Here is a 19,702-nt window from a genome sequence, read left to right on the forward strand (position 1 = left end):
AAGAAACACCCTATCGATTCCTTCCAAGAAAAAGGTCTAATTTTGTCGAAAAATATATTCTTTCATTAAATTGAAAAGAAAATGCTAAAAAAAAAACGATGAAACCTGAGGCTTCATCGTAAAAGGCTTAAGCGTATCTATGGATAACACTCTCGATTTTTGGTTGTAAAGACGGAATGTCCGCATTTGTAACGTTTAATCTTACATTTGTTTCATCCATTTCCAGTGCCTCTGAAAATAGCCCGGCTAATCCCCTGGCACGGCGGTCAACCTGCAGCATAATGTCCATGGACCCATTGGCTGAAGGAAAGAAAACCACTTCTAATTCATCTAATCTCCCACGGAACGGTCCGGATGCTGGAACAAATTCAAACTCTTGAACAAATGGCAATCTCCGCCGCAACCGATGCGGTGCCTCTTCACAATCAGCTTCGCGAATGCGGAACCCTAAATTGTCAATTGCATTAAAGACCGCTGTCATTAATGGATTCGGCACAACCTTTAAGTAATCCTTATCACTTGGGTCTACCCCGTTTTTAATATCTAATCCTGTAGACACCCAAACCTTCGATCTGCCAATCGAAACAGGAGTATCCTCTGGAAGCTGGAAAGAAAAAGGAATCCGCTTTTTTTCATTTACTTGAATCATAAAAGGGCTAGTTAAACGAAAACGATCAATACAAGCAGTAACCGAATATTTACGGTCATCGGCTTCCCTTAAGTATGTTGTATTTAATGATAAATAAATATCGTCAACCTGCTGTTCAACCTTGCCGCCACTTACTTCAACGATTCCCTTTACCGTTTCACCTGGCATATACGTATCCTTTTCAAGCTTTGTATCGACGGTTGCCGCTCCTATTCCAACACTTGCAAAAACCTTATTAAAAAATGACATCTGGTGGTTTCCCCCCTATATAACCTCTAAAATATCTGTTTCAATTTGTCTGCAATTTTCATACTCTGGCTCAATTTGCAAAAGCCGTCTAATAATATGCTTTGCCCCGCTTGAAATCGATAGTTCCTCTTCCCAGCTTCTTTCCTTTTTATCATTAGGTAATGGAAAATCAGAATAAAGCAAAAATAAAAGAAAATGACCAAGACCATAAAAATCAGCTTGCGGGTTGATTTCTTTTCGCAGGTCTCTTTTCCATTTACGTTTCGTGGCATCCAGTTGATTTAGTTTCCGAGCCAGCCCAAAATCAATAAGCCGGATTGTAGAATCTGCAACAATAACATTTGGAATACGAATATCTCGATGAATGATTTGTCTGTCATGTAGATGCCCTATAAGTTGCAGCAATTGACTGGCGATTAAAAAGACCTCTTTTTCTGAAAAATTTTTTCCTTCGATAAAGATCAGCTGCTCAAAATTTTTCCCATTCAGATATTCCATCGTGTAAAAAGGAATCCCTTTATGGACTCCCTCTTCAAAATATTGGGGAAATCCTTGATGTTCAATCGATGCCAAAAGTTTTTTTTCGAACTCGAAGCTGCTTTTTCCGGAATCTGTTATTCTTTTGTGAAGCCTTAATGTTTTTAACACCTTTATTTCATGATCCGTTTGATCAACCACAAGATAACAAAAACCATAGCTGCCCGCACCTATTATGTCGATTACTTTATATCGATTCTCAATTAGCGCATCTTTTGGAAACGGTCTTTCGATGAACCCAGAGACAGTATGAATCATTCTCTTCCACATATCGTAATTCCTTCAATCATTGGCTTAGCTGCTAAAAAAACTAGACATAAAGCTTCCACTTTTATATTTTTTCTTATAATGATAAGACCCGAGTTGGTTATGTTTATGATGTTTCATTTTTTTCCATGCGTCGCTTGAAGATGAGTATTTATGAGAATTAAGTTTGTTATTCAAAATCGATTTTAGAATTTTTTTAAACATCCGCTTCCCTCCTTCATCTCTGACTACTCATGTATACGAAGGATATATCAAAAGGTTTCGTAAAATTTTTCATTTAAAAACAAAAAACGAGCATCTTATGCTCGGCAATTTTTTTCTTTGCTAAATCTAAATACCAATTTTAATTGCTAGCCCTCCAAAAGGGCCTGTTGATTTCCGCTCCGGTCACTCGCTTTCCGCGGGTAGGTCCTGGAGCCTCCTCGGCGCTTGCGCCTGTGGGGTCTCCAGTGACCTCTCTATCCCGCAGGAGTCGAGTGCCCTCCGCTCCAATCAACAGGGGGGCAAATCAATTATTAATTCCTCCAAATATTCGCCAGTCTCTACCTTTACGTATTTGTAAATTTATGTTTTTTGTGCATGCTTTTAAACGGGTCAATTCCGTAAATAAAACAAGTCCTTCAACCATATTTTCTTTCAGAACGCATCCCAAAAGATACCTAATAAACATATCTTAAAAAGTATAAGCGGATCAGTTCAGCGGCAATTATCCTCATTACAATAAGTATAAACATTTTCAAGAAGAACCGAAAAATCAATATTATTGCAATCAAGCCTAAAAGAGGGTCATTTGGAACTAATTCATAAAAGAAACAAATTCATACTCACTTTGAGTAACCTCTATTAGCTTAAACATCAAATTCTCACTTATTATAAATAGTTTAGGAGTTGAAATTTTTATTGAATGCACCTGTTGATTGGAGCGGAAGGCACGAAGACTCCTCGGAAATGCTATCGCATTTCCTTCGTGCGTGGGCGGATTCGAGGAAGCAATTCAATGTCCTGCGGGAGTACGGGGCTGGGGAGACCCCGCAGGAGCGAAGCGACGAGGAGGCTCCCCGGCACGCCCGCGGAAAGCGAAGTGCCTGTAGCGTAAATCAACAGACTTATTGCACAGACTAAACTCTAATAACATCGAAATAAATTAATGCGGTGAATTGTTAAAGAGGGCAAACAAAATAAAAAGCTATCGAAAGATTTTCGACAGCCTGAGCGAGCATCTTAGGCTCGCCTTTGTTCGCTTTATTCTAAAAGATTATTCATCTTGAATTTCTTCATCGATAATACTTTTTTCGATTAAATATTCGAAGGTGATATCTGCAAGTTCTTCCAATTCCTCATCACTAGGAACGTATCCCCTTTTTACAAGCTCATGAAAGAAAAATTCTGCGATTTCTTCTGTATCAATAAATACTTCAATTTCTCTCATTAGCATCGCCCCCTTTTTAGAAAATCTATGATGAAACAGGCTTTTTCATGCTAGTAAGTTCACAAAAATGCAAAGTCGGTTTCAAATTGTAATAGCTTTCATTATTACCGATTTTCCTCTTAAAAAACATGTCTATTTTGATTTGGACAAGCATAGGATGGTGAAAAGAACAATTCTGAGGTGAGATGATGTCAAACTTACAAATGAAATTAGAGGCATTTATTGAAGACGTGAATCGGGAGGATGGTTTCACCCTCCAGTTATTTGAAAAGATTACGAATTTATTATTCTTTTTTATTAAATGGGGCGGAATTCCTCTTGTTCTGTATCTCTTATTCGAAATTACGAGGTGGTAGCAAGTCTATACATGGCTTTTACCATCGTTATTCACGAGGCTTTCCAATTTTCTAAGGATTACTCTCATCACATGGTAGTATTCTTGATCGTGAAATAGTTCATATAAAATTCGATAATCATTGAATATATCCAGTAAATTATCAATTAATTCTTTTTTTTCTTTTTTTCGCTCGATTTCTTCATACTCTGCTTTTCTGATGGTATTTTGTAGTTTTTGAGTTTTGGCTGGTTTCTGCTGTTTGTTAATTAAGTATAGGAGACCTAGTTTTTGGATAAACGTATCTGCACTCTCTGCATCTGCAACAAGAGTTAATTCTTCCTCTCCTGCTTCAAGCCATTCCCCATCACTTACCCGTGAGAGCTCATAAATGACATCTTCCCATGCATCCTCTTTGTAGCGCCAGATTTCGGTTCTAAAGCCGACAATTTTAAATAAATCGGCGCCATACCCGCTCACTTGAACCAAATCACCGAAAAAAAACTTATACTCAATATCGATTTGCTCCTGCTCCATCACAGTACCTTCATATTCTGAAAGTAGCTGAAGTCCCGATTCAACAAAAAGGCCATCGCTCTTATTTACCTCGTAGACGTATCGATCATCAAGCCATTTGATATCTGTAACCTTGCCAACTGTACCATACATCGTAATCACGACCGTATCACCGATCTTATACTTCGGTTTTTTTCGTTTCTCCATATCCTCCATCCTCTCAGGTGTTGAGCCGTGAATTTTGATTACAATAGTATATGCACTAATTTATTTACCGGCACATGCAAGTGAAAAATTAAGTAAGTAAAGAAAATAAAAAAATCGCCCCTTTTTTTAGAGACGATTCAAGCATTATTTTTCCGATAAAAGATATTCCTGCCAGGCTTCATCAAATACCGCCATTGATTCTAAATAATGTCCATTTAGTTCAAGGTAGGAGGATAGATCATTGTAATCCTCTGAAGTTTTTGGAAAGCTGTGATCCTCGAAAGCTTCATTTGCAAATCTGCTAATCGCATCCTTTGGCTCGGGATGTCTGTATTTCATTAAAAAATGATAAAAGGATTTCCTCATTAAAAAAACACCCTTCATGTTTTTAAAGAAAACTATAACGGAAAGAAAACCCTTCGTCTAGAGAAAAGCAAAAAACAGCCGGCAATCCTGCTGGCTGTTTAGAATCTTATGAAGAAAAATCAAAGTAATTTTTCTTTAATAATCTTGGAATATTCATTAATTCCTGATAGGTAATAGTTTTTCCAATTTGTTTGCAATCAATTAAATATAATTGATCTTCAATTCCCTTAACAGTCGCTTCTTTTTGATAGATCATTGCACACTCACTGCAGGAAACTGCAGGGGTATCCGTTATTTCAATGGCTCTTGTTCCATCCGGCAATTCCCAATATACTGAATCGGAAATTTCATTAATATTCGTGCTGTCGCACCATTCACAACTTTGGCTCATGACGGAACCCCCTATTCTTTTGCTTGATCATTTGCTGTACCGGTTTTTTTCAATTCTTCCTTCTTTGCAAGTGCTTGGAATTTCTTCTCCTTCATCTCATCCCGCTTGCTGCGGTTATCCTTTAATGAATGATGTTCAGGGTCTTGAGTGTAATCATTGCGGCGATCTAAACGTGTTAGACCTTCAGGAATAAGGTTAAAGTGCTGGTCATTCATGATGCCGGCAATTCCCGCCAAGGAGCGTTTTTCTTGATATTCAGGATAGATTCCTTCGAAATAAGCTTCTGCTTTCCCTGGAACATAGTTTTCTGGTTCCGGATAAGAAGTAATAACACCTTCAAAGTTACGAAGAACAACTTTTTCAGGACTTTGAGAAATAAGATAGTTTGGCTGCAAGGAAATTTTTCCGCCGCCTCCAGGAGCATCTACAACGAATGTAGGTACCGCATAGCCGCTCGTATGTCCACGTAAACCTTCGATGATTTCCAATCCTTTTGATACTGGTGCACGGAAGTGTCCAATTCCTTCTGATAGGTCACATTGATAAATATAGTAAGGACGAACACGAATTTTGACAAGATCATGCATTAATTTTTTCATGATTGCTACGCTGTCATTAATTCCGGCAAGGATAACAGCTTGGTTCCCAATCGGTACACCCGCATTTGCAAGCATTTCACATGCTTTCTTTGATTCCTCAGTGATTTCAATTGATGTATTAAAGTGAGTATTCAGCCAGATTGGATGATACTTTTTCAAAATATTGCAAAGGTTTTCAGTAATACGTTGCGGGAATACAACCGGTGCTCTTGTTCCGATACGGATAATTTCAACATGGTCAATTTCCCTTAAATTTTTCAAAATGTATTCTAAAATATTGTCGTTAATTAACAATCCGTCACCGCCGGAAATTAACACATCGCGAACCTGTGGAGTATTACGAATATAATTAATCGCTGCGTCTAGCTGTTTCTTTGGAACGCCCATACCAACTTGGCCGGAGAAACGTCTTCTTGTACAGTAACGGCAATACATAGAACACTGATTGGTTACTAGGAAAAGAACACGATCCGGATAACGATGTGTTAAGCCTGGAACTGGTGAATCCTCGTCTTCATGTAATGGGTCTTCCAAATCATATTTTGTTTTATGGATTTCTGCTGAAATCGGAACAGATTGCATCCGAATTGGACAACGCGGATCATCTGGATTCATAAGTGAAGCATAATAGGGTGTAATATTTAAAGGAATCGTCTTAGTTGAAATTTTAACGCCTTCTTCTTCTTCAGGAGTTAAATTAATGACCTTTTTTAAATCATCCACTGTACGGATGGTATTTGTTAATTGCCATAGCCAGTCGTTCCATTGCTCTTCGGTTACATCCTTCCAAAGCTCAATATCTTTCCAGTGACGCTCTGGCTTGTATAAAGTTTGTTTCATAACTGCATTCCTCCATTCAATGTTTACACTTTATCAATATGCAAGAAGTGTGCCAAAGCGATAAAACCTTGATAATATCCATTTCTTTTTAAAATAGTTGGAGTTTTAATCGAAAATTCATAATTTTAATAAAAAAAGATGCCGAAAATTCGGCATCTAAAAACTTGTTTTCTTCAGTTTATATTGAAGGGTCTGTCTTGGAATTTCTAATAGCTTAGCAGCTTGATTGATATTTCCGCCTGACTCGCTAAGCGCATTTTCAATTAGTTTCTTCTCAAGCTCCTCCATGTTTTTTCTTAATGAAAGGGTCTCACTTTCTACTTCAATCCGCTTAGGCTTATGGGTTACAGCCTGCTGTCTAAGCATAATCGGCAAATCTTCATTTGTTAGATTGTTTCCTTCACATATGTTCATCATGTATTCAATTGTATGCTTTAACTCCCTGACATTGCCTGGCCAAGCATAGTCCCTAAAGAAAGCAGTGAGGCGATCATCTAATCCCTTTACGTTTTTTTGCAATTTTTGATTAAAACCTTTAATAAAATGGTCTGTTAGAAAGAATATATCTTCTGGCCTGTCCCGGAGCGGCAGCAGTGAAAAGGTAAAGACATTTAACCGATAATAAACGTCATAGCGAATCTTTTGCTCCTCTAATGCTACAGTCGGATGAACATTCATGGCCGCAATCACCCGAACATCAACAGCGATATTCTGCGCGCTCCCCACTCTCCTTACGATACCATCTTCTAATACCCTTAAAAGCTTTGCCTGCAATTCCACTGGCATGGCATGTAATTCGTCGAGGAAAAGCGTTCCGCCATCTGCAAGTTCAAATAACCCTTTACGCTCAACTGCACCAGTGTAGCTTCCTTTCGCGGTCCCGAAAAGAATACTCTCCAGCAGAGATTCAGGTATTGCGGCACAGTTTTGTGCGATAAATGGCCCATCGCTTCGACGTGATTCATAGTGAATTCCTTGAACAAACAATTCTTTTCCTGTACCTGACTCACCATATACAAGGATCGGAGCATCTGATTTTGCCAGCTTTTTTGCTTCGTTTTTCATATTTTTAAAGATATCATTCTCTGTTTTTAAATCATCTAGAGTGTACTTTACATCATTTACCGTTTTTTTCTTGCTTCCTTTATTTAAGCCCTTTTGCAAGTCTAAAAGTCTCTCTGCAAGCAGCTTCATCCTTGAATAGTCCTTCGCAATTTCAACAGCACCAATGACTTCCTTTTCAAGAAAGATCGGTAAGGTCGTATTGATGGTATCAATCCTTGTCCCATGTAAATTTACATAGACCTGTGTTTGATTATAAATAGGCTTCTTGGTCTTAATGACCTTTAGAAGGGTACTTGATTCCTCCGTCAGGGAAGGAAAGGCGTCAAATAAATGCTTGCCCTGTACCTCTTTTACTTCCATTCCATCATGTTTTGCTGCTACTTCATTGTAATAGATAGTTTCCCCATTCGTATTAACGACGTGAATTCCTTCGTCAATGCTACTTAATATGGCTGTAAGAACTTCTGATGTTAACGCTGTTAATTGAATCAACTATTTTCACCTGCCAAAATTCATTACAAAACGAGGTGCCGAAAATTCGTCACTAAAGCCGAAAATTTAGCAGTTTGTCAGATTCTTCACCCACATATTCATATCTTCAAGCTTGTCGTAAATATAGCAATTATTCATAAATCTTCCCCGGTAGCCATATCCCAGTTGAAATAAAGCAGCATTCATGCCAAAGGAAAGTGATCTTGCAATGGAATAAGCACAAAAAACACCTTGTCTCTTTAATTCCCCTTCAAGCTCCTTAAGGAGGATTTTCATTAAACCATATTTTCCTCGGTACTCTGGAAGTGTCGCACAATCGGTTAACTCAGCATTTTTGTAAAATGCATTAATCTCGGCGGATGCGGCGCTGACAATTTTTCCTTCATGGAAGAAGACATAATAAACCGTCCCCTCCTGCATCGTCTTTTTCACATATTCCGGGTCATTCATTGGAGTTGGATAAATTTCAAAAACCTGGCCATAAAGGGTTGCAAGTTGCTCAGCGAAGCTTTCATCGGCTTTTTTCAACTCGTACTCTTTTGGCGGATAAGGCTTTTCAACTGAAGGGTTCAATTGATAGATGCCTTGAAGGATTTCATCCTCTTTTATCCAATACTCATTCTTTTTCCGTTCTACTGTGTAAAATTTCGAAAAGAAATACGCATCTGAACCGAGAAAATAACGATCAAGAATAGCCTCAGGCTGCAGGCCCTTTTCATAAAATAATTGAAGATCCTCCGCACGGCCTTTAACAATTAATTTTTCCGCTTTGTGTTGATGAACAAGTTCTTCTGCCTGCTTTAATACTAAACTAGTATTCCCTCGATAATCATCAACGCGAATTCGTTTATTAAATAGGTCTACGTAAGCATTTAAATAAAAATTATTTTCCTCAATGATAATAGTTGTAGCTGTTTCAGTCATTTCAATCACTCCTATTTTTTAATATTAGCAGATTATTGCCATAAAAAAATACCTGACTGGAAAAAGTCAGGCCTTTACATAATCTAAAGATTTAGGGCTCTTTTTCCAATTATTCACTAACCACGCACCATTTTATTAAGGTTCGTGCGATAATTTCACTTGCGATATATAGGTCTTCAAGTTCGATATGTTCATCGGCATCATGTGCGGTTTCGGTAATTCCAGGGCCAAATACGACCACTGGCGTATTCCCAACAGATGACAGAATTCCCCCATCCGTTCCCCAAGGACTTGCTTCAATTACGGGAGCTTCACCGGTAATTTCTTGGAAACTAGCCGATAATTCTTTCATTAATGGATGATCACTTTCAAGAGACCCAGGAATCCATCGTCCGCCAAACCATTCTATCTGAAGGGGGTTTGCCCTGAACCATTCATCACACTGATTTAATTCCTGTAAACAATTTTCCATTTCCAGCTTAGCTGATGGAATGGTTTCATCAGGAGCAACTCCCATTCTACCTTCGATAAAGGCTAAATCCGGAACAGAGGAAGGCCATTCCCCACTATTTATTTTTCCAATATTAATTGGAATGGGAATTGGAATCGAATCAAAAAGGGGATCGGATATTCTCGCGTTTCGGTCTTTCTCTAATTGCTGCAGGCGCTCAATGACACGAACAGATTTCTCAATCGCACTAATTCCCTCATACCTTGTTCCCCCATGGGCAGCCCGCCCTTTCACCGTTATCCGAAACCACATGGAGCCTTGCTGTTTAGGAAAAATCTTCATGTTGGTGGGCTCAGGAATAATTGCTCCATCGGCACGATATCCCCTTAAAACGGCTGCGAGCGTTCCGGCACCGCCGCTCTCTTCTTCAATCACACTCTGAAAAATGACATCTCCCTTGAGCTTGATTCCTGTTTCGATTAAGGATTCGATTGCAAGAAGAAGGGCTGCTGAACCGCCTTTCATATCTGTCGACCCGCGTCCAAATAACTTTCCCTTTTCAATTCGCCCGCTAAAAGGGTCATGCGACCAGTTTTTTTCATCCCCAACAGGCACTACATCGATGTGACCATTAAGGATAATTGATTTTCCCCCGCCCGTACCTTTTAATACGGCAACTAAATTGGGATTGCCTTCAAAGCTTTGACGGTCACAGCAAAAGGCTGGATGATTTTTTAATTCATCATTGTTAATTTCCCAAATATCCAAATCCAGCCCAAGCTGCCGGCACTTTTCGATCACGATGGCCTGGGCACCGCTTTCATTTCCTCTGGTACTGTTTTCCTGAACCATTAATTGTAAAAGCTTAGCACCCCGGTTCCGGTTATCATTCAGCCAATTTTTCACTCGATCTTCTTTCGTTTTCAATCGATTCACTCCTTTGATGCCAAATGAAAAAATTAATAAGGTATCTTCCGAATCTGCTCACTAACGATAAATTCACAGCCCGTTTTTTCTTTAACATATTCTAAATTAAATGGGGCAAATAGTTCGCTTAGGATTAACCCTTTTTCTGTCACTTTAAAAACAGCCATCTCTGTAATAATCAAATCCACACAGGCAGAGGAAGTTAATGGCAATGTGCACTCTTTTACTATTTTCGGATTGCTAAACTTATCACAATGATTCATTAAGACGATGACCTTTTTCGCCTTTTGAGCAAGCTCCATTGCCCCTCCCATTCCCGGAACCTTTTTCCCTGGAACAATCCAGTTTGCAAGATCACCTTTTTGGCTAACCTGGAGGGAACCCAGTACAGTGATATCGACTCTGCCCCTGCGGATCATGCCAAAAGCTATCGCACTGTCACAGTAAGACCCGCCGCTGGTAAGTGTGACCGGAAATCCACCGGCATTACATAAATTTTCATCTTCTGACCCCTTTTGTGGACTAGGGCCCATTCCGGTGATTCCGTTTTCAGCATGAAACATCACTTTCATATCTCTAGGAAGGTGATTGGGCACGAGCGAAGGGATTCCAATCCCAAGGTTGACAACCATACCATTCTTAATTTCTTCGGAGGCGCGTCTTGCCATTTGATTGCGGATATCTACTCCCATGCCCATTTCCAATTCACCCCCTTAGAAGGAATAATATAATCTACGAACACACCCGGAGTGATAATTTCCTCCGGATTCAGACAGCCCATTGGGACGATTTCTTCTACTTCCACAATCGTCAAATCTCCTGCCATCGCTACGAGTGGATTATTGTTTCTAGCACTCTTGTCATAAATTAAATTCCCATATTCATCTGCTTTCTTAGCATAAATGATGGCAACTTCCGCCGTCAGCGGGGTTTCAACGAGATAATCCTTTCCATTTAAGGTCATAACCGGTTTGTTTTTTGCGACCATATCAATGTCCATCCCGATATCGGATAGAATCCCGGGGAGGCCAACTCCACCTGCGCGGATTCGTTCGGATAAAATTCCCTGAGGTGAAAATTCCACCTCAAGCTTCCCTTCATGCATTAAATTCCCTGCAATAGGATTTGAACCAATATGGGAGGCAATCACTTTCACCGCCCGCTCTTGACTGACAATTTTCCCTATCCCGATGTGAGGAAATCCTGTATCGTTCCCTATTAGCGTTAAATCTCGAATTCCCTTTTCTAAGATCCCATCGATAAGTGTCGGGGGCGATCCAACCCCGCCAAAGCCTCCGAACAACAATGACATTCCGTCATGGAAAAACTCCATTACTTTTTCCAGTGTTGTAATTTTCCCAAATGGATTTTCCATCCCAACACCACCATCCTAAACTTGTTCAGCTAGTTGTTTTGAAAACGCTTCAAATGTTGCTTTTAATAAACTAAAGATTTCTTCCATTTCCCTTTTGGTTATGGTTAATGGAGGGGAAATGATAATGGAATCTCCGTTCACCCCATCCGTACCCGCTCCGGCAGGGTAAACGAGAAGCCCTTTTTCCTTTGCGAGGGTGACAATCGTTTGAGTTACGGCGGCTTTTCTTGGGAAGGGCCGTTTTGTTGTTTTGTCCTCAACAAACTCTAGTCCGAGCAAAAGCCCTTTTCCCCGTACCTCGCCAATAAATGAGAATTGAGTTTGTAGTTTTTCTAGTAGATTTCTTAAATAAACACTCTTACATTCTACTTCTTTTACAATCTCGTTTTTTTCAAGGTATTCGAGGACAGCCAGGGAAACGGCACAGGTTTGCGGGTTTGCGCTCAAGGTATGACCACTCATGACGGATTTCGTACCAGCTAAGATGGGCTCCATAACTTTCTCGCTTGCAACGGCAGCAGCAATTGGAGCATATCCGGCCCCCATACCCTTTCCAAAGGTAACAAGATCCGGTATTACCCCATATTGTTCTAATGCAAGAATTGTGCCAGTACGACCAAAACCGGTCATGACTTCATCTGCGATAAAAAGAATATCGTATTGGTCACAGATATTTTTTATAACTTTAAAATAATCCTTTGGCGGGGTAATCGCGCCTCCGGCTGCTCCAATGACAGGCTCTGCTATGAAGGCAGCAATTTTTTCGGCACCAATCCGATTGATTGCCGTTTCTAATTCTTGCGCACATTGATAGGCGCAGGTTGTTGGTTCAAGATTATAGGGGCAGCGATAACAATAGGGCGGATTGATTACAGGGAAGTCTTCTAGTAATGGTACAAATCTAGCCCTTCTGGCGGTATGCCCTGACATGGAAAGGGCCCCCATTGTGATGCCGTGATAGCTCACCCACCTTGATAAAATTTTTGTTTTCGTTTGGATCCCTTTTTCTTGCCAGTATTGAATGGCCATTTTCATAGCAGTTTCGGTTGCTTCCGACCCACTGTTGACAAAAAAGCTCCAATTAAGGTCCCCGGGTGTCATTTCTGCTATTTTTTTAGCTAGTTCTTCTGCGGGATGACTGGTAAACTGCGAACGATAAACGAATGATACTTTTTCTGCCTGTTTATTCATTGCTTCAATTATTTCTTGGACTCCATGCCCAATATTTGCTGTGACTGCTCCTGAAGCGGCATCAAGATATTTTTTTCCTTCTAAATCGTATAGATAGACCCCTTTGCCATAATCGATAACGGGGTATATTTCGTCCATCATTGGTTTAATTAAATAGGTGCGTTCCACCATTGACACCACTTCCCTTTTAGCTAAGTCTGCTTTACTAAATTGTATGACCCGATGTTGGTGCATATGTGGTGGGCAGATTTTTTCCTGGTGCTTATTAGTTGGGATTAGGGTACATTCAATAATGTTCGCTGCAAATTTTTCAACCCCTGCGAGAAGTCTGAAATTTTATAAAGCGCTCGCACGAAGGTTGTGGTTTTTGAAGAGATATGTGCGTTGTTGGTTTCGCTGATTGGACTCGATTTTTCGCCAATAGAATCCGTTTTTTCGCTGATTGGCGACTTCATACGGATCTAGCGGATATATTTTGCGGAGACTCCCCACTGGATTTAGGCAGTTCGCTGATTGGATCGCAATTTTCGCCAATTGAACGACTGGGTTCGCTGATGGAACTCACTTTTTCGCCAATAGAATCCGTTTTTTCGCTGATTGGCCACAGGAAATAAATTTTAATCTAAAAGTTTTCACGAAAAGTTCACGATTTACAATCAAACATAGGCAGGAGTTCCTATTAAAGTTTAGAAATTATATTCGACAAGGAAAGGAGTGACTATTTTGATTCAAAAGAAAAGAACTATCCCATTGGTAATTCTTATATTAGAGGTATTACTTCGACGATTACCTCTAAGCGACCCAAGACGACCTCAAATTTTCGAAGAACTAAACAGAAGAAAAGCTGGTTTCAAAGGGGAACAATCCCTCGATTATTATTTTAGCAAGCTCGATGAAAAGAAAATAATGATATTCCACGACCTTAATCTTCCGGATGGGGACTATAACTGCCAAATTGATACACTTATCCTCTCACCTGAATTTGCCCTAATCATTGAAATCAAGAATATGGCAGGAAAATTAGTATTTGATTCAGAAAATGGTCAATTCTTTCAAATTATTGCAGGCAAAGAAAAAGGATACACCGATCCGATTTCCCAGTCAGAAAGGCACCGGGATTACATAAAAAACCTTTTAGCTATTCATCATCTCCCGCCTGTACCCGTTGACTATATAGTCGTGGTCAGTAATCCCTACTCAATTCTTGAATTTAGAAAAAGCTGTACAGAAATAAAACAGCGCGTATGTAAAGCAGACAATTTCCTTAAAAGGTTCAAATTCTTCGAAAATAGGTATTCAATCAGCATCCTCGATAGTAAAGATCTCAGGAAACTAACTAGACTCCTTCTCAAATTGAACACTCCGCCGACTAATTTTATTCTCAAAAAATATGGAATTCAAAAACACGAACTTTTAACTGGAGTACATTGCCCACTTTGTTCTTCCCTGCCTCTTAAACGCGAAAAAAGAAAATGGTACTGCCCTTCCTGTGATCAATTCTCTACTGATGCTCACTTATACGCACTACAAGATTATTTTTTAGTGATGGACTCGAAAATCACAAATAAGCAGTTTCGGGATTTTATCCATATTCAATCCATTGATACATCTAAAAGATTACTAAAGTCCGCACCACTATTCCATTTTGGAAAATACAGACTCATGATGTATTATCCGACCACTCTTCCGTGGATAAATAAATAAAAAACTGACCCTATAAACCCTAGAGTCAGCAGTTCGTTTTTAAATTTTATTACGCCCAGCTTGCTCCAATGATGATCAGCAGGATAAAGAGCACAACGATTAATGCAAATCCGCCAAATCCATATCCAAAGCCTACGCCGCCTACTGGATAACCATATCCTCCATACGGGTACCCGCAGCAGCCATCATATCCATAACCATACATTCGCACTTTCACTCCTTGAAAATTTGTTACTTTCTACAGGTACTTTATGAGCTGGGCAGTTGTCCCGTATGTGCATTCGCCTATTTTTTCAAAAATCAATCCGCATATACCCATAAATGATAAAAAGCCGCTCAACTAATGGCGGCTTTTCATCATTTTTCAAATAAACTTGTAAATTCCCCGTACCCTTCACTTTCCAGCTTATCCTTCGGAATAAACCGCAACGCGGCGGAGTTAATGCAGTAGCGTAAACCCGATGGTCCTGGGCCATCATTAAATACATGACCAAGATGAGAATCCGCCGTTTTACTTCGTACCTCGGTCCGAATCATAAAATGGCTGTAATCTTCCTTTTCGATTACCTCTTCCTCTTCAATCGGCTTTGTAAAGCTTGGCCAGCCGCAGCCGGCATCAAATTTATCTAGCGAACTGAACAGTGGTTTTCCTGAAACAAGATCTACATAAATGCCTTCCCGGTTCTCATTCCAATATTCGTTTCGAAACGGGGGCTCTGTTGCACTATTTTGAGTTACCTCATATTGGATTTGTGACAGCCGCTTTTTTAACTCATCCTTATTTACCATCTTGATTCCCCCAATATCTTTCAATAAAGCCTGCACGGCCTGAGCCTACATGATAGGACTCATAATGAGCTCGTTTTTTCTTATAATAATGCTGGTGATAATCCTCTGCAGGATAAAAGGGTTTCGCTGGTAAGATCGGCGTGACAATTGGCTTCGAAAACCTGCCACTTTCCTGTAATTTCTGTTTTGACTCTTCAGCGAGCGCTTTTTGTGTTTCATTATGATAAAAAATAGCGGTTTGATAGGATTGACCGCGATCATAAAATTGTCCTCCCGGATCGGTTGGATCAATTTGCTGCCAATATAAATCAAGCAATTTTTCATATGGAAAAATATTCGGTTCAAAGGTAATTTGGACGGCTTCATAATGACCTGTAGTATCCGAACAAACCTGTTCGTAGGTTGGGTTCTCTACCGTTCCGCCTGTGTATCCGGAAATCACACTTTTTATTCCAGGCTGCTCATCAAATGGCTTCACCATACACCAAAAACAGCCGCCGGCAAAGGTTGCTACTTGTACTTTCTCTTCCAATCTACTCACCCCACGAATTTTCTTCTTGCCCCAAGTATACAGAATGTCTTTTAAAAAATAAAATAACTCGATTACAGCTGAAACGAAATAGACACCTACCTATCCCCAACTGAATAAAGTACTAGTAAATTAGAGAATAGGAGCGAGCAGTATGTCCGAAAATCGAACTCATTCTGATTATCTTCAAAGGGCGGCAATGTATGATACACTCTCCCAATTTTATAAATACTCGAATCCAGAACTTCATATGCAGTTCTACTTAAAACACATGAAATATATCAATAAAGCATTCAATACAATGAGGATACAGGCGCAACAAATGCAGACAGAGGCAAACATCCGCATTCTTAACACCTCTCCGGATGCACCTAATTTAGACATTTATGTTAACGGAAAGCGGGTAGCAAGAGACCTGCCCTTTAAGGAAGCGAGTCAGGTACTAGCCTTTAAGCCCGGTAAATATCATGTCGATATTTATCCGGCAGGCAACATGGTCAATAGTGTCTTAAATAAAAAAATTACGATTGAACCCGGTCAATCATACACCTGGGCCATCATTGATTCTGTAAAAAAAATGCGTCTCCTCGTATACCTCAACCAACCGGAGGTGCCAATGAATGAAGCAAAGGTACGTTTTATTCACCTTTCACCTGATACTCATGCATTAGACATGGCCGTCAAGGACCGAGATGTTATTTTTCCAAAGGTAGCCTATAAGCAAGCGACAGAATACCTGGCATTATCGCCGATGACAGTGGACCTAGAGGCAAGGGAAGCTGGTACAAAGAACGTGATCCTTCCAATGCCGAACTCGCAATTTAAGGCAAATGAAGTCTACACGATTGCTTTGGTCGGTTTGTCCAAAGGAAGTCCCGAGCTGCAAGCGATTGTGATCAAAGAGTAACGAAGACTGAGTACAAATCTCAGTCTTTTTTGCCGCTTGACTTCTAGCGGCCAAACCCCAATAATCATGATAGGATTTGAAACAAGAGAGGAGCTTTATCATGCAACTTCCCTCCGAATTTATTCGGAAGTTTACCGATTTACTTAAAGAGGAATCCCACGATTTTTTCCATACATATAAAGAAACAAGAATGAGCGGACTTCGGATAAATCCGCTTAAAATAACAGAAGAAAAATGGTCACAACTCTCACCATTCACACTAAATAAAATACCATTTGTCCCAAATGGGTATTATTATGACCCTGAACAGGACCAGCCGGGAAAACACCCCTATCATGCCGCGGGCCTTTATTATATCCAAGAGCCAAGCGCAATGTTTGTCGCGGAACAGCTTGCACCAAATCCCGGTGAAAGAGTTCTTGATTTATGCGCCGCGCCAGGAGGAAAAACGACACAGCTCGCAGGGATGATGAAGCAAAGCGGAATTCTTGTTGCCAATGAAATCAATTCCAAACGGGCAAAGGCCTTGTCAGAAAACATTGAAAGATTGGGAATTTCCAATGCTTTAGTAACTAATGAAACACCGGTACGGCTTGCGGAAAGATTTCAAGGCTATTTCGATAAGATTCTTGTCGATGCACCTTGCTCGGGCGAAGGAATGTTCCGTAAGGATGAGGAAGCAATTGCCTTTTGGACTGAAGCCCATGTAGAAGCATGTGCGAAGCAGCAGAAAAATATTCTTGATGCGGCCTACTCCATGTTGAAGGAAGACGGTATCCTTGTATATTCTACCTGTACTTTCTCACCGGAAGAAAATGAACAAACAATTGAATATTTTTTGAAAAAATATCCTGATTTAGAGCTGCTGCCAATTGAAAAGACAAATGGAATCCAAAATGGCCGGCCGGAATGGTCAACCAGCAAAATGAACGAGCTTGAACAAACGGCCCGCTTATGGCCGCATCATCTTAAAGGGGAAGGCCATTTTGTAGCTAAAATTCATAAAACGGCCGTTGAAGACCCAGCAAAAATAAGAGAGATATCCTCGAATGCCAGCAGGGCACAGCTGAAGGATTTCTATGAATTTACCAACCAAACCATAAAAGGAATAACATTCGATCACTTCTATCTTTTTAATCAGCAGCTCTATGCATTACCGGATCATTGTCCTAGTTTTCAGGGGTTAAAAATCCTGCGGGCAGGGCTTCATCTTGGCGAGTTAAAGAAGAATCGTTTTGAACCAAACCATGCGCTGGCATTGGGGTTAATGGCAAATGAGGCAAAGCACTGTTTTCCGTTAAAAGATGATCAGTGGTTTCATTACTTAAAAGGAGAAACGTTAACAACGGGAAACGACCGAGGCTGGATGCTCGTAACTATCGATGACTACCCACTCGGCTGGGGGAAAGAAGCGAAAGGGGTATTGAAGAATTTTTACCCAAAAGGACTTCGAATCCAAAAATAATAAACAGGGTGCCTTTTCAAAGGAGGCACCCTGTTATTATTCGACTGGAACTAAGATGATAAAGGAGATATCATCCTTTTCTAAGTCAAACTTCTCTGCTTTTATTTTTAGATCACTTTTGAGTTTCAATTGCTGCATATAAACGTAGACGCGTTTGTTGTCCGGCTGAATGTCCACTCCCCTAGGCAGCTTATAGTTTTCTTCAATGAATTTCAGTACATAGGAAACAGGCAGATTCAGGTTACCGATTTTAATCGATTTTTGCTTCAGAACTAAATCACCGTTTGACAATGCTTTCGGCTTAAAGGTCATTTTTAAATTAAGCTGTTCACTAAAAAACGGGATTGTTCCGTAAAGCTCAACCTCATCTCCTAATATAACACGATAAGCTATTGGGGAATCAGCCGCTTCTGTTTGTAAATAATGGTTGATAAGCCGATTCAAATCCTGCTTATTCGATCGAATCCGAAATGAAACATATTCCCCATTTTGCCCTTTAACAAGGCTTTCGTGCTTCTCCGATGACGGGGATAATAGTAAGCCGGCAATTATTATGACAACTAAAAGGTCAATCCCTAATAAAAGCCAGAATCCCCTTTTCCACTTATTTTTCATACAAAACTAATTCTCCTCTTTACTGACCATCAACGAATTCCTTTCCAGATCAGGTAATGTGCGTTCTCCCAATGTCTGGTTAAGCCTTTGTGCAATTAATTTATATCCTTTATCATTTGGATGAAAATTATCCCTATACAAAAGATTTTCCGAGGTCTCATTAAACAAGTCGTCAATGTGGACAAAGTAGGCATTGGGGTAATGAGCAATTACAGACTGACCAGCGCTGTTCCAATCCCCGACAATTTGGTCGAGTTCCTTAATATTGCCAAACCATTTAGAAAACGGATTGTACAATCCGACCAAAACGATTTTGGCGTTGGGATTTTCCTTTGTTATGCTCTCCATTATTTGCGTCAAATGGACGATATATTCCTCTTTGCCTCTCGTGAAATCGGAAAATTGCAGATCGGTGATATTGTCTCTAAGAACTTTTACAATATCATTGCCGCCAATGGTTAGGATTACTAAATCGGCCTGAGAAATGGCCGATTTCACTTCCGGCGATTGCAGTCGCTTCATCAATTGTGTTGTCCGGTTTCCCTGAACACCAAAATTATAAAATTCCGCTTCTTTTATGCCCTTTTCCTTTTCAAGCATTTTTTTCAGATAGGGCAAATAACCGCCTGTTTTTGTACTATCACCAACACCTTGTGTTAAGGAATCACCTGCAGAAACAACGGTTAATTTTCGTGGAATAAAATCAGCCGGCACCTGCTTATAAACAATCTTTGCAGCTTTTTTATAGGAGTGCGGCATCCATTGGGTGGAACCGCTACAAGAACAAAGGAATAAGGAGGAGAGAATTAGAAGAGTGAAAAACTTTTTCATAAGACTTCACCTTCCTCTCAAACTATAAATATTATAACATGTGAAAAAACATT

Annotated in this window: 22 protein-coding genes; 4 read left to right on the forward strand and 18 right to left on the reverse strand. The window is 40.0% G+C overall.

All coding sequences use genetic code 11. The features are described from left to right. Positions 1-127 precede the first annotated feature (127 nt). The 3 genes from RCG21_RS23820 to RCG21_RS23830 all read right to left on the reverse strand — a co-directional run bounded on the left by RCG21_RS23820 (position 128) and on the right by RCG21_RS23830 (position 3,131). Positions 128-898 carry a sporulation protein gene (locus tag RCG21_RS23820; protein ID WP_133336131.1) on the reverse strand — a complete coding sequence of 257 codons (771 nt, stop codon included), beginning with the start codon at positions 896-898 and terminating at the stop codon, positions 128-130. A gap of 15 nt (positions 899-913) precedes the next feature. Further along, entirely contained in the window at positions 914-1,705 is a 792-nt protein-coding gene (locus tag RCG21_RS23825) for a serine/threonine protein kinase (protein ID WP_133336129.1), read from the reverse strand. 1,252 nt (positions 1,706-2,957) lie between these two features. Continuing rightward, positions 2,958-3,131: a YozD family protein gene (locus RCG21_RS23830; RefSeq protein WP_071355860.1), complete on the reverse strand. Its 174-nt coding sequence runs from the start codon at positions 3,129-3,131 to the stop codon at positions 2,958-2,960. A 188-nt stretch (positions 3,132-3,319) separates the two neighbouring features. On the opposite strand from RCG21_RS23830, the gene RCG21_RS23835 reads away from it, so the two are divergent. Further along, a complete protein-coding gene (locus tag RCG21_RS23835; RefSeq protein ID WP_165976302.1) occupies positions 3,320-3,487 on the forward strand; it encodes a hypothetical protein in 168 nt (55 codons plus the stop codon). Between the two features lie 5 nt (positions 3,488-3,492). On the opposite strand, the gene yodN is transcribed toward RCG21_RS23835, so the two are convergent. The 10 genes from yodN to RCG21_RS23885 all read right to left on the reverse strand — a co-directional run bounded on the left by yodN (position 3,493) and on the right by RCG21_RS23885 (position 12,977). After that, a complete protein-coding gene (gene yodN / locus RCG21_RS23840) occupies positions 3,493-4,188 on the reverse strand; it encodes a germination protein YodN (protein WP_026576603.1) in 696 nt (231 codons plus the stop codon). A 144-nt stretch (positions 4,189-4,332) separates the two neighbouring features. Beyond that, a complete protein-coding gene (locus RCG21_RS23845; protein ID WP_026576604.1) occupies positions 4,333-4,554 on the reverse strand; it encodes a YozE family protein in 222 nt (73 codons plus the stop codon). 106 nt (positions 4,555-4,660) lie between these two features. Continuing rightward, positions 4,661-4,945 carry a YokU family protein gene (locus tag RCG21_RS23850; RefSeq protein ID WP_133336127.1) on the reverse strand — a complete coding sequence of 95 codons (285 nt, stop codon included), beginning with the start codon at positions 4,943-4,945 and terminating at the stop codon, positions 4,661-4,663. Between the two features lie 11 nt (positions 4,946-4,956). Continuing rightward, on the reverse strand, positions 4,957-6,384 hold the full coding sequence (kamA, locus tag RCG21_RS23855) for a lysine 2,3-aminomutase (RefSeq protein WP_133336125.1): 1,428 nt from the start codon (positions 6,382-6,384) through the stop codon (positions 4,957-4,959). Positions 6,385-6,540: 156 nt separating this feature from the next. Further along, the gene (locus RCG21_RS23860) at positions 6,541-7,941 is read right to left on the reverse strand and encodes a sigma-54 interaction domain-containing protein (protein ID WP_133336123.1); all 1,401 of its coding nucleotides are present in this window, start codon (positions 7,939-7,941) and stop codon (positions 6,541-6,543) included. A gap of 66 nt (positions 7,942-8,007) precedes the next feature. Beyond that, positions 8,008-8,865 (reverse strand): putative beta-lysine N-acetyltransferase, encoded by an 858-nt coding sequence (gene ablB / locus RCG21_RS23865; protein WP_133336121.1) that lies wholly within the window; start codon positions 8,863-8,865, stop codon positions 8,008-8,010. Positions 8,866-8,974: 109 nt separating this feature from the next. Further along, a complete protein-coding gene (locus tag RCG21_RS23870) occupies positions 8,975-10,243 on the reverse strand; it encodes a peptidase (RefSeq protein ID WP_308913857.1) in 1,269 nt (422 codons plus the stop codon). A 32-nt stretch (positions 10,244-10,275) separates the two neighbouring features. Then, positions 10,276-10,941, reverse strand: coding sequence for a 3-oxoacid CoA-transferase subunit B (locus tag RCG21_RS23875; protein WP_133336117.1), 666 nt, complete (start codon positions 10,939-10,941; stop codon positions 10,276-10,278). Further along, positions 10,926-11,618, reverse strand: a complete 693-nt coding sequence (locus RCG21_RS23880) for a CoA transferase subunit A (RefSeq protein ID WP_133336115.1) — start codon at positions 11,616-11,618, stop codon at positions 10,926-10,928. The genes RCG21_RS23875 and RCG21_RS23880 overlap by 16 nt, the downstream gene beginning before the upstream one ends. Positions 11,619-11,633: 15 nt before the next feature. Beyond that, positions 11,634-12,977: an aspartate aminotransferase family protein gene (locus RCG21_RS23885; protein ID WP_133336214.1), complete on the reverse strand. Its 1,344-nt coding sequence runs from the start codon at positions 12,975-12,977 to the stop codon at positions 11,634-11,636. A 555-nt stretch (positions 12,978-13,532) separates the two neighbouring features. Between RCG21_RS23885 and RCG21_RS23890 the strand changes: the two genes are divergently transcribed. Next, on the forward strand, positions 13,533-14,513 hold the full coding sequence (locus RCG21_RS23890; protein WP_308913858.1) for a nuclease-related domain-containing protein: 981 nt from the start codon (positions 13,533-13,535) through the stop codon (positions 14,511-14,513). A 49-nt stretch (positions 14,514-14,562) separates the two neighbouring features. Here the strand turns inward: RCG21_RS23890 and RCG21_RS23895 are convergent, their stop codons facing one another. From RCG21_RS23895 to msrA, 3 genes are all read right to left on the reverse strand, one after another. Next, positions 14,563-14,718: a YjcZ family sporulation protein gene (locus RCG21_RS23895; protein ID WP_133336111.1), complete on the reverse strand. Its 156-nt coding sequence runs from the start codon at positions 14,716-14,718 to the stop codon at positions 14,563-14,565. A gap of 152 nt (positions 14,719-14,870) precedes the next feature. Next, positions 14,871-15,302, reverse strand: a complete 432-nt coding sequence (gene msrB, locus RCG21_RS23900; protein ID WP_308913859.1) for a peptide-methionine (R)-S-oxide reductase MsrB — start codon at positions 15,300-15,302, stop codon at positions 14,871-14,873. Then, on the reverse strand, positions 15,292-15,783 hold the full coding sequence (msrA, locus tag RCG21_RS23905) for a peptide-methionine (S)-S-oxide reductase MsrA (RefSeq protein WP_372512774.1): 492 nt from the start codon (positions 15,781-15,783) through the stop codon (positions 15,292-15,294). The genes msrB and msrA overlap by 11 nt, the downstream gene beginning before the upstream one ends. A gap of 202 nt (positions 15,784-15,985) precedes the next feature. On the opposite strand from msrA, the gene RCG21_RS23910 reads away from it, so the two are divergent. Further along, positions 15,986-16,738, forward strand: a complete 753-nt coding sequence (locus RCG21_RS23910; RefSeq protein WP_133336105.1) for a DUF4397 domain-containing protein — start codon at positions 15,986-15,988, stop codon at positions 16,736-16,738. Between the two features lie 100 nt (positions 16,739-16,838). After that, positions 16,839-18,203: an RsmF rRNA methyltransferase first C-terminal domain-containing protein gene (locus tag RCG21_RS23915; RefSeq protein ID WP_308913860.1), complete on the forward strand. Its 1,365-nt coding sequence runs from the start codon at positions 16,839-16,841 to the stop codon at positions 18,201-18,203. Between the two features lie 36 nt (positions 18,204-18,239). Here RCG21_RS23915 and RCG21_RS23920 read toward each other — a convergent pair whose 3' ends face one another. Continuing rightward, a complete protein-coding gene (locus tag RCG21_RS23920) occupies positions 18,240-18,818 on the reverse strand; it encodes a YpmS family protein (RefSeq protein WP_133336101.1) in 579 nt (192 codons plus the stop codon). Positions 18,819-18,824: 6 nt separating this feature from the next. Then, complete coding sequence (locus RCG21_RS23925) at positions 18,825-19,649, reverse strand: SGNH/GDSL hydrolase family protein (RefSeq protein ID WP_133336099.1); 825 nt, start codon at positions 19,647-19,649, stop codon at positions 18,825-18,827. Positions 19,650-19,702 lie beyond the last annotated feature (53 nt).

The organism is Bacillus salipaludis (assembly GCF_030938565.1).
Taxonomy (GTDB): domain Bacteria; phylum Bacillota; class Bacilli; order Bacillales; family Cytobacillaceae; genus Neobacillus; species Neobacillus salipaludis_A.